This window comes from Streptomyces sp. NPDC093260 (assembly GCF_040683715.1).
GTDB lineage: Bacteria > Actinomycetota > Actinomycetes > Streptomycetales > Streptomycetaceae > Streptomyces > Streptomyces sennicomposti.
On sequence record NZ_JBFBEK010000025.1, the window covers coordinates 102,442 to 112,393 of the forward strand.

The 9,952-nt window shown below is 71.8% G+C and carries 10 protein-coding genes and 1 pseudogene; 7 read left to right on the forward strand and 4 right to left on the reverse strand.

The features are described 5' to 3' along the window. Positions 1-329: 329 nt before the first annotated feature. The 3 genes from AB0N63_RS27325 to AB0N63_RS27335 all read left to right on the forward strand — a co-directional run bounded on the left by AB0N63_RS27325 (position 330) and on the right by AB0N63_RS27335 (position 2,485). Positions 330-1,475: a GAF domain-containing sensor histidine kinase gene (locus tag AB0N63_RS27325; protein WP_365532666.1), complete on the forward strand. Its 1,146-nt coding sequence runs from the start codon at positions 330-332 to the stop codon at positions 1,473-1,475. After that, complete coding sequence (locus AB0N63_RS27330) at positions 1,468-2,109, forward strand: response regulator transcription factor (protein ID WP_365532668.1); 642 nt, start codon at positions 1,468-1,470, stop codon at positions 2,107-2,109. Before AB0N63_RS27325 ends, AB0N63_RS27330 begins: the two co-directional genes overlap by 8 nt. 136 nt (positions 2,110-2,245) lie before the next feature. Further along, the gene (locus AB0N63_RS27335) at positions 2,246-2,485 is read left to right on the forward strand and encodes a chaplin (protein WP_019982935.1); all 240 of its coding nucleotides are present in this window, start codon (positions 2,246-2,248) and stop codon (positions 2,483-2,485) included. Positions 2,486-3,177: 692 nt separating this feature from the next. Here AB0N63_RS27335 and AB0N63_RS27340 read toward each other — a convergent pair. Beyond that, positions 3,178-3,967: pseudogene (locus tag AB0N63_RS27340) on the reverse strand (hypothetical protein). A 151-nt stretch (positions 3,968-4,118) separates the two neighbouring features. On the opposite strand from AB0N63_RS27340, the gene AB0N63_RS27345 reads away from it, so the two are divergent. The 3 genes from AB0N63_RS27345 to AB0N63_RS27355 all read left to right on the forward strand — a co-directional run bounded on the left by AB0N63_RS27345 (position 4,119) and on the right by AB0N63_RS27355 (position 6,605). Continuing rightward, positions 4,119-4,916 carry an ABC transporter ATP-binding protein gene (locus AB0N63_RS27345; RefSeq protein ID WP_365532670.1) on the forward strand — a complete coding sequence of 266 codons (798 nt, stop codon included), beginning with the start codon at positions 4,119-4,121 and terminating at the stop codon, positions 4,914-4,916. 153 nt (positions 4,917-5,069) lie between these two features. After that, a complete protein-coding gene (locus tag AB0N63_RS27350; RefSeq protein ID WP_365532673.1) occupies positions 5,070-5,501 on the forward strand; it encodes an NfeD family protein in 432 nt (143 codons plus the stop codon). A gap of 123 nt (positions 5,502-5,624) precedes the next feature. After that, positions 5,625-6,605, forward strand: a complete 981-nt coding sequence (locus tag AB0N63_RS27355) for an SPFH domain-containing protein (RefSeq protein ID WP_365532675.1) — start codon at positions 5,625-5,627, stop codon at positions 6,603-6,605. Positions 6,606-6,738: 133 nt separating this feature from the next. On the opposite strand, the gene AB0N63_RS27360 is transcribed toward AB0N63_RS27355, so the two are convergent. The 3 genes from AB0N63_RS27360 to AB0N63_RS27370 all read right to left on the reverse strand — a co-directional run bounded on the left by AB0N63_RS27360 (position 6,739) and on the right by AB0N63_RS27370 (position 8,800). Next, positions 6,739-7,245, reverse strand: coding sequence for an HNH endonuclease (locus AB0N63_RS27360; RefSeq protein WP_365532677.1), 507 nt, complete (start codon positions 7,243-7,245; stop codon positions 6,739-6,741). Between the two features lie 165 nt (positions 7,246-7,410). Next, on the reverse strand, positions 7,411-7,950 hold the full coding sequence (locus tag AB0N63_RS27365) for a YbhB/YbcL family Raf kinase inhibitor-like protein (RefSeq protein ID WP_365532679.1): 540 nt from the start codon (positions 7,948-7,950) through the stop codon (positions 7,411-7,413). A gap of 67 nt (positions 7,951-8,017) precedes the next feature. Next, positions 8,018-8,800, reverse strand: coding sequence for a sporulation protein (locus AB0N63_RS27370; RefSeq protein WP_365532682.1), 783 nt, complete (start codon positions 8,798-8,800; stop codon positions 8,018-8,020). Positions 8,801-8,942: 142 nt separating this feature from the next. Here AB0N63_RS27370 and AB0N63_RS27375 point away from each other — a divergent pair, with 142 nt between their 5' ends. Further along, a complete protein-coding gene (locus AB0N63_RS27375; RefSeq protein ID WP_365532684.1) occupies positions 8,943-9,614 on the forward strand; it encodes a DNA-3-methyladenine glycosylase in 672 nt (223 codons plus the stop codon). The last annotated feature ends 338 nt before the right edge of the window (positions 9,615-9,952 follow it).

A 9,952-nucleotide genomic window follows, 5' to 3' on the forward strand; every position in this document is an offset into this window, starting at 1 on the left:
GGGTCTTTGTCTCCTATGCCCCTTCGTACGTGACGTGCGTCCTATGCGGGTCCTCACATCGGGAGCGGTTCTTCCTTACGGGAAGTTGCCATTGCAATGCTCTCGGTGAGCGGATTCCGACGGGGGTGTCCGGAGGCTCCCGCACAGCCCGGCAACGACCCCGGACGCCCCGGAGCCCCCCGGACGCCCCGGAGCCCCCCGGACACCGGGGCGGACCGAGGCCGCGGGCCGGGACCGAGGCCGGGGCCCTGGACCTAGGTCCAGCGGCCCGGGGCGACGCCGCCACAGGGCCGATCCGCGCTGTCGGACCCCGCCGGTACCTTGAGGGCATGAGCCAAGGCCCCCGGTCCGGCCTCACCGCGGTCAGCTCCGCGCTGCTGGCCATGAGCAGGCACCTGGAGGTGCGCGACGTCCTCAAGACGATCGTCGCCTCCGCCCGTGAGCTGCTCGACGCGCAGTACGCCGCCCTCGGCGTGCCGGACGACCACGGCGGCTTCGCCCAGTTCGTGGTCGACGGGGTCAGTGAGGAGCAGTGGCGGGCCATCGGCCCGCTCCCGCGCCAGCACGGCATCCTCGCCGCGATGCTGCACCAGGCGGAGGCCGAGCGGCTGGCCGACGTGCGCCAGGACCCGCGCTTCGAGGGCTGGCCGGCCGCCCACCCCGACATGTCCGACTTCCTCGGCCTGCCGATCCGCGACGGCGACGAGGTCATCGGGGCGCTCTTCCTGGCGAACAAGCGCTGCGCCAAGCCGGCGGGCGGCTGCGGCTTCACCCAGGAGGACGAGGACCTGCTCGCCCTCCTCGCCCAGCACGCCGCCATCGCCCTCACCAACGCCCGCCTCTACGAGCGAAGCCGTGAGCTGACCATCGCCGAGGAGCGCTCCCGTCTCGCTCACGAGCTGCACGACGCGGTCAGCCAGAAGCTGTTCTCCCTGCGCCTGACCGCGCAGGCCGCCGCCGCCCTGGTCGACCGCGACCCGGCCCGCGCCAAGGGGGAGCTCCAGCAGGTGGCCGCGCTCGCCGCCGAGGCCGCCGAGGAACTGCGGGCCGCCGTCGTGGAGCTGCGCCCCGCCGCACTCGACGAGGACGGCCTCGTCGCCACCCTGCGCACCCAGATCCAGGTCCTCGACCGCGCCCACAGCGCGCGCGTCACCTTCACCGCCCACGGTGTCCGCGCACTGCCCGCCGCGCAGGAGGAGGCCGTGCTGCGCGTCGCCCAGGAGGCCCTGCACAACGCGCTGCGGCACTCGGGTGCCGAGCACGTGGACGTCACCCTGGAGCGCCGCGGCTGCGGCGCGGTGCTGCGCGTCGCCGACGACGGCAGCGGCTTCGACCAGCACGCCGTGCGCGGCGCGGGCCGCCACCTCGGGCTGGTGTCGATGCGCGACCGGGCCGGCGGGGCCGGCGGCACGCTGACCGTGGAATCGGCGCCCGGCAAGGGCACCGTGATCGAGATGGAGGTGCCCGGTGGCTGATGCGATCAGGGTGCTGGTCGTCGACGACCACCAGGTGGTCCGCCGGGGGCTGCGCACCTTCCTGGAGGTGCAGGACGACATCGAGGTCGTCGGTGAGGCCGGGGACGGCGCGGAGGGCGTCGCCCGCGCCGAGGAGCTGCGCCCCGACGTCGTCCTCATGGACGTGAAGATGCCCGTCCTGGACGGCGTCGAGGCGCTGCGCCGGCTGCGCGACCTCGGCAACGGCGCGCGGGTGCTGATCGTGACCAGCTTCACCGAGCAGCGCACGGTGGTCCCGGCCCTGCGGGCGGGCGCCGCCGGGTACGTCTACAAGGACGTGGACCCGCAGGCCCTGGCCAGCGCCATCCGGTCCGTGCACGCCGGACACGTCCTGCTCCAGCCGGAGGTCGCGGGCGCGTTGCTGTCCCAGGAGGAGGCGCAGTCCGGGCTGGGACGCGGCGGCACCCTGACGGAACGGGAGCGGGAGGTCCTCGGCCTGATAGCGGACGGCCGCTCCAACCGGGAGATCGCCCGTGCGCTGGTGCTGTCCGAGAAGACGGTCAAGACCCATGTGTCGAACATCCTGATGAAGCTCGACCTGGCGGACCGCACACAGGCCGCGCTGTGGGCCGTACGCCACGGGGTGACGGACTGACCCGGCGGGTCCTCCGGGCTGAGATTCATACCGTCGTGGGAATGTCCCCCGGATGGCGCAACCTTCCGCGGGCCCGGCCGTTCTCCAGGGCGTACCGCGGCGACTGCCGCGGCGCGATCACCAGGAAGGCTCAGAAGTGAAGAACCTGAAGAAGGCAGTGGCCGTGACGATGGTGACCGGCGGGCTCGTGGCCGCGGGCGCCGGAATGGCCTCCGCCGCCAGCGGCGCGGCCGGCGCCGCCACCGCCTCCCCGGGCGTCCTCTCGGGCAACGTCGTCCAGGCCCCGGTCCACGTCCCGGTCAACGCCGTCGGCAACAGCGTCAACGTCATCGGCGTCCTGAACCCCGCCTTCGGCAACCTCGGCCTCAACCACTGAGCCCAGGGCCTCCCGGCCCCCACCGGGAGGCCCACCCCACGCCCCCTGCGCCGAGCCACGCCTCCCCACTCCGGCCGCGAGCCGACACGCGCGGGCCGCTACCGTCCGGCCCGGGCCGCCACTCCGGCCGCCGACCGGCAAGCGCGGGGCCGGCCGCCGTCCGGCCCTTGGCCAGGCCGGCGCTGCCGCGGCCTCCCGCGCCCGTCCGGGGCCGCGGCCCTGAGCCGAGTCACCCGGTGCATGACGTCAGTCTCGTCCTCGTACTACCCCGCGGGCCCATGCCACCGCAGGGCGTGTCCGACCCCGGGCCCTCTCGTCCCCCTCCAGGCGGCCGCTGCCGTCCCCTCGGCACACCGCGCGGACACGCGCTGCGAAAGCCGCGACGACAACCGAGCGGCACGGGCGTCTGGCGTACCCCACCCCCGCCTCTCGTCCCCCGTCCCGCGGGCATGCGTGCCGCCTGGGGCGGCACGGGTGGGCTGGGAGTCCCGCTGCTCGAAGAGCTCGGGGGAGGCACTCCGTACACGCCGGGCCGCGTACCTCGCCTGCCGCGCCCCCTCCGGGCGCCGGTCCAGCTCGCCGCGCGTCCGAAGCCACGTATCTCCGGGCGCCGCCCCGATCGACGCCCGCACCCAAACACATACCGCCGGGCACCGCCCGTCCCGAGGCTCACCGCCCCCTCGGAAGCCCCCTCACCGCACCCTCTTCTCCCGCTCCTCCACAACGGAGTTGTACGCGGCGACCTGCGCCCGCCGAGCCGTCCGCTCCACCGGCCGCAACGCGGCCCCCCGCGCCGCCATCTCGGACGCGCTCACCGCACCCCCGTGCCCGTTCCCGTACGCCAGCGACACCAGCAGCCCCACCCGCTGCGCCAGTTCCAGCACCCGCACCGCCCGGGGCGGATACCCGGGCGCCAGCACCTCCCGCCCCCGCTCCGCCCGAGCCCGGTACGCGTCGATCGCCGCCTCGGCCACCGGCCCCGACCCGGCCACGTCCAGCCGCGCCAGCACCTCGGTCGCCTCCCGCAGCGCCTCCGCCAGCTCCCGCTCCGCCTCACCCAACGACGGCACATCGGCCGGCGGAGCCTCCCGCACCGGCAGCGCCCGCCACACCACCTCGACGTGCACATCACCCTCGGGCCCGGCCTCCGTCACCTCCGGCACCAGTCCCCACGCGGCTCCGTGACAGATCACCGCCTCCTCCGCCTCCAGCGCCCGCGCGTTGAACTCCGGCGGACCGCTCAGCCCCCAGCGGATGCCCCGGCGCGGGCAGCGCCACCCGCAGCGCCTGTGCCCCCAACCCCCGCAGCCGCCCCAGCGCGAGCGTCAGCCCGACGGGCTCCGGTTCCCCGGGCAGCCCCACCACCCGGTGGACGGCGTCCTCGCCCACGACGGCGAGCACGGCGTCATCCGGTGAGACAAGTCCGGCAAGAAAGGCATTTCCCCAAGCGGCGAGGCGTCCAGAGCGCGGTTCCGAGAGCATGCCCCCACCCTAAGGACCGACCGATGGAACGGCCCGCCCGTCCCGTGGCGTAGATTCGGTGGGGGCTGCGCCCACCGGCGCGGCGGACCGAGCCACAGGCGTACGCGACAGCCGAGACCGGCGGCACACTGCAAGGGGAGACAACGCGCTCATGAGCGATGTTCTGGAGCTTCAGGACGTATCCGTGGTCCGCGAGGGCCGGGCTCTGGTGGACCAGGTCTCCTGGTCGGTCAAGGAAGGCGAGCGCTGGGTCATCCTCGGCCCCAACGGCGCCGGCAAGACCACCCTCCTGAACGTCGCCTCCAGCTACCTGTACCCCAGCCAGGGCACCGCCACCATCCTCGGCGAGACCCTCGGCAGGCCCGGCACCGACGTGTTCGAGCTGCGCCCCCGCATCGGCATGGCCGGCATCGCCATGGCCGAGAAGCTCCCCAAGCGCCAGACCGTCCTGCAGACCGTGCTGACCGCCGCCTACGGCATGACCGCCGGCTGGCAGGAGGAGTACGAGGACATCGACGAGCAGCGCGCCCGCGCCTTCCTCGACCGCCTCGGCATGACCGAGTACCTCGACCGCCGCTTCGGCACCCTGTCCGAGGGCGAGCGCAAGCGCACCCTGATCGCCCGTGCCCTGATGACCGACCCCGAGCTGCTGCTCCTGGACGAGCCCGCCGCCGGCCTCGACCTCGGCGGCCGCGAGGACCTGGTCCGCCGTCTCGGCCGGCTGGCCCGCGACCCCATCGCCCCCTCGATGATCATGGTCACCCACCATGTCGAGGAGATCGCCCCCGGCTTCACCCACGTCCTGATGATCCGTCAGGGCAAGGTCCTCGCCGCCGGCCCCCTGGAGCTGGAGCTCACCTCCCGCAACCTCTCCCTCTGCTTCGGCCTTCCGCTCGTCGTCGAGCAGATCGGCGACCGCTGGACCGCCCAGGGCCTCCCGCTGTCCTGACCCCGCCCCCCGGTCCGGCGGTGAACCGGCCGGACTGAACCGGCCGGACCGGACCGCGGAATCCCGAACACCCCATCGCGCGGCGGCCCTTCGCCGTGAGCCGCCCCCCGTGCGCCCTGTCCGTCGCAGGGCCCCCGGCCCTACCATGACCATGTGAACGACATCGACGCATGGGTGTGGTGGCTCGTCGGCGCGGCCGCGCTCGGAATCCCGCTCGTCGTGACCGCGATGCCGGAGTTCGGCATGTTCGCCGTCGGAGCCGTCGCCGCCGCGGTCGTGGCCGGCTTCGGTCTCGGTGTCGTCGCCCAGGTGCTCACCTTCGTCGTCGTCTCGGTCGCCCTCATCGCCGTCGTCCGGCCCATCGCCGCCCGGCAGAGCCGACAGCGCTCCCAACTGGCCACCGGGATCGACGCGTTGAAGGGAAAGCGGGCCGTCGTGGTGGAACGCGTCGACGGCTCCGGCGGCCGGATCAAGCTCGCCGGGGAGATCTGGTCCGCCCGTTCGCTCGGCACCGGCGACGCCTACGACGTGGGCGCGGAAGTCGACGTCGTGGACATCGAGGGGGCGACCGCCATCGTCATGTGACTGCCCCGAACACCCCACACGGCACGTGAGGGTCTGTCAGACTCGACAGCAAGATCTTCAACGGCCGTCAGCCCATAAGATCTTCCGAAAGCGCCGAGGCGGAGAAGGGTACGGGAAGCAACGATGGCACCGGTCATCATCGTCCTGATCGTTCTGGTGGTGTTGGTCTTCATCGCCCTGATCAAGACGATCCAAGTCATCCCGCAGGCCAGCGCTGCCATCGTGGAGCGATTCGGCCGCTACACGCGGACCCTGAACGCGGGCCTCAACATCGTCGTCCCGTTCATCGACACCATCCGCAACCGCATCGACCTGCGTGAACAGGTCGTGCCGTTCCCGCCGCAGCCGGTGATCACCCAGGACAACCTCGTCGTCAACATCGACACCGTCATCTACTACCAGGTGACCGACGCCCGGGCCGCCACCTACGAGGTCGCCAGCTACATCCAGGCCATCGAGCAGCTCACCGTCACCACCCTGCGCAACATCATCGGCGGCATGGACCTGGAGCGCACCCTCACCTCCCGCGAGGAGATCAACGCCGCCCTGCGCGGCGTCCTCGACGAGGCCACCGGCAAATGGGGCATCCGCGTCAACCGCGTCGAACTGAAGGCGATCGAGCCGCCGACCTCCATCCAGGACTCGATGGAGAAGCAGATGCGCGCCGACCGTGACAAGCGCGCCGCGATCCTCCAGGCCGAAGGCGTCCGGCAGTCCGAGATCCTGCGCGCCGAGGGCGAGAAGCAGTCACAGATCCTGCGCGCCGAGGGTGAGGCCAAGGCCGCCGCCCTGCGGGCGGAGGGCGAGGCCCAGGCGGTCCGTACGGTCTTCGAAGCCATCCACGCCGGCGACCCGGACCAGAAGCTGCTGTCCTACCAGTACCTCCAGATGCTCCCGAAGATCGCCGAGGGCGACGCAAACAAGCTCTGGATCGTCCCCAGCGAGATCGGCGACGCCCTCAAGGGCCTCTCCGGCGCGATGGGCAACTTCGGCTCGTTCGGCGGCAATTCAGGCGGCAACGGAGGCGGTGGCACCACGGTCCCGCCCCAGAACGACGGCCGCAACAACCCCGCGGAACGCCGCGAAAAGCCCCGCATCGACTGACGCCGCGAACCGACGTCCCCCGCCCCCACCCTCAAGGGGCGCGGGGAACCACCCCCCAAGGGGCACGGGAACTGCGCGCTCAGCCACACGGAACCCGCACCCGACGAGCGGCACAACGCCCCCCGGCGACAGATCACGCCGCGTCCCGCACCAGCCACTCCGGCAGCGAAGCACGGTCATCCGCTCCCAGGGCGAACAACATCGCATCCGCGGGAGTCGGCTCGAACGGCTCCCACAACAACGGCATCCCCGCCTGCTCGGGAGTCCGGTCGGCCTTGCGGTGATTGTCGGCCGCGCAGGAGGCCACCGTGTTCAGCCAGGTGTCCTGCCCGCCCCGCGAGCGCGGCACCACGTGGTCCACGGTCGTCGCCCGGCCGCCGCAGTACGCGCACCGGTGCCGGTCCCGCACCAGCACACCCCGCCTCGACCACGGCGCTTGTCTTCGGAACGGCACCCGTACGTACCGGCACAGCCGTATGACGCGGGGCGCCGGGATGTCCACCTCGGCCCCGCGCATCCGCAGTTCGGGGTGGGCCTGCTCCACGACGGCCTTGTCCTGGAGCACCAGCACGACGGCTCGGTTCAACGTCACCGTCGACAGCGGCTCGAAGCTCGCGTTCAGCACCAGCGTGTCCCGCATCCGGCCCACCTCCCGTGTGCACCTGCCCACCCCCCGGCGGGCTCGGATCAACTCTGGACGGGCACGCCGAGATGGACAACGCAATAAAACTGCCCGCCCCCGATCACTTCCATGACCGGAGACGGGCAAACGTCCGGTGAACACCGAACCGGGCGAGGGGACACGTCAGCCCTCGGCGGGCACCTCGTACTCACCGATCAGCTGAGCGCGCGCCAGCGTGTGGAACCGCAGGTTGAAGCCCACCACGGCCGGGGAGGCGTCCGAGTCCGGGCCGAGCTTCTCCTGGTCGACGGCGTACACCGTGAACACGTACCGGTGCGGGCCGTCGCCGGGCGGCGGGGCGGCGCCGCCGAAGTCCTTCGTCCCGTAGTCGTTGCGCGCGTGCACCGCGCCCTCGGGCAGACCCTCGAACTTCCCGCCGCCCGCACCCGCCGGCAGCTCCGTCACCGAGGCCGGGATGTCGAACACCACCCAGTGCCAGAACCCGCTGCCCGTCGGGGCGTCCGGGTCGTAGCAGGTGACGGCGAAGCTCTTCGTCCCGGACGGGAAACCCTCCCAGCGCAGCTGCGGCGAGGTGTTACCCGCCGCCTGGACCTGAGCGTCCTTGAGCGTCGCCCCTTCCCGGACGTCGTCGCTCGTGACCGTGAAGGACGGCACGGGCGGATGGAAGTCGTGGGGGAGCGGTCGCCTGTTCAGCTCGGGCACCTCGGTACCTCCTGGATCGTCGCGTCGGGATCCCGCCTGCGGAATCCCCGCCCCGAGCCTAGAACCACTAGAACCAGCTGCGCTTGCTGCCGACCTCGGAGATCCACTGGTGCAGGTAGGCCGACCAGTCGGTGGCCTGGTAGTCGTGCAGGCCCACCTGGAAGGAGCGGTAGGTGTCGCTGCCCTCGCTGAACAGACCGGGCTTCTTGTCCATCTCCAGCACCACGTCCATCGCGTGCTCGTCGGCCACGAAGCTCAGCTCCACCTCGTTCAGCCCCCGGTACTCCGAGGGCGGGTAGAACTCGATCTCCTGGTAGAACGGCAGCTGCTGCCGCGTCCCGCGGATGTGACCGCGTTCCAGGTCCGCGTGCTTGAAGCGGAAGCCCAGCTGGATGAAGGCGTCCAGGATCGCCTTCTGCGCCGGCAGCGGGTGCACGTTGACCGGGTCCAGGTCGCCGGAGTCCACCGCACGCGCGATCGCCAGCTCCGTGGTCACGCCGATGTTCATGCCGCGCAGCGCCTGGCCGTCGATCATCGTGACCGGCGTCTCCCACGGGATCTCGAGCCCGAACGGCACCGCGTGCACCGCGCCCGCCTGCAGCTCGAAGGCGCCACCGAGCCGCACCTTGGTGAACTCGATGTCCTGCTTGTACTCTTCGTCGCCGCTCTCCACCTCGACCTTGGCCTGCAGGCCGACCGAGAGCCCCTCGATCTGCTGGTTCACGGACCCGCCCTGGATCCGCACCTCGCCCTGGACCACCCCGCCCGGCACGACGTTGACCTCGTGCAGCTCCGTCTCGACGGACGCCCCGCCGGCTCCGAGACTCGCGAGCAGCTTCTTGAACGCCATGACTCTCCCTCGTACGAAGTGGGGCTCCTGCCCTACCTACAAACGCGACCCGGCCGTGACCGGTTCCGCGCCCCACCCTGGCAAGCCCGCGGATCTTTGACCAGTCCTTGAAACGCACCCGTCTGGACTACGCTCGGAAGCCATGATCGCGCCCTCGGACCGTACGCCCCTGCCCAGAGAGTTCTTCGACCGCCCCGTTCTGGAGGTCGCCCCCGACCTCCTCGGCCGCGTCCTGGTCCGTACGACCCCGGACGGCCCGATCGCCCTGCGCCTGACCGAGGTGGAGGCCTACGACGGCCCGAACGACCCCGGCTCCCACGCCTACCGCGGCCGCACCACCCGCAACGGCGTGATGTTCGGTCCCCCCGGCCACGTCTACGTCTACTTCACCTACGGCATGTGGCACTGCATGAACCTGGTGTGCGGACCGGAGGGACAGGCGAGCGGAGTGCTGCTGCGCGCCGGCGAGATCGTCGAGGGCGCCGAGCTGGCCCGACTGCGCCGGGCCTCCGCCCGCAGCGACAAGGCACTGGCCAAGGGGCCGGCCCGCCTCGCCACCGCCCTCGACGTGGACCGTGCCCTCGACGGGGCAGACGCCTGCGCCCCCGGGGACACCCCGATCCGGATCGTGCGGGGCACGCCGGTCCCCGCCGACCAGGTACGCAACGGACCGCGCACCGGGGTCGCCGGCGAGGGCGGCAACGGTGACGTCCACCCGTGGCGCTACTGGGTCGCCGACGACCCGACGGTGAGTCCGTACCGCGCGCACGTGCCCCGGCGACGCCGAGTTGACTCGGCCGCAGAAGGTGCGTAATGTATCCCGAGCCGCTGAACCGGGTACGGCGATCGCCTGCAGCCGGAGCGGCCACTCCACTACCTACTGACAGCCCCTCCGCGGGGTCGACAACGACGTGCCCGCACGTCGGAATTAGAACCTGCGGACACCGATTATGAATCGGAACGGGAATCGGCTAGCGTAGTGAATGTCGAAAGGCCGACAGGCGAAAGTCGAGAAGCCCAAGGCGCCCCCGCCGACCGGGAATCGGAACTGAAAAGTTCTGATAGAGTCGGAACCGCCGGAAAGGGAAACGCGGAAGCGGGAACCTGGAAAGCGCCGAGGAAATCGGGTCGGGAAGATCTGGTAGAGTCGGA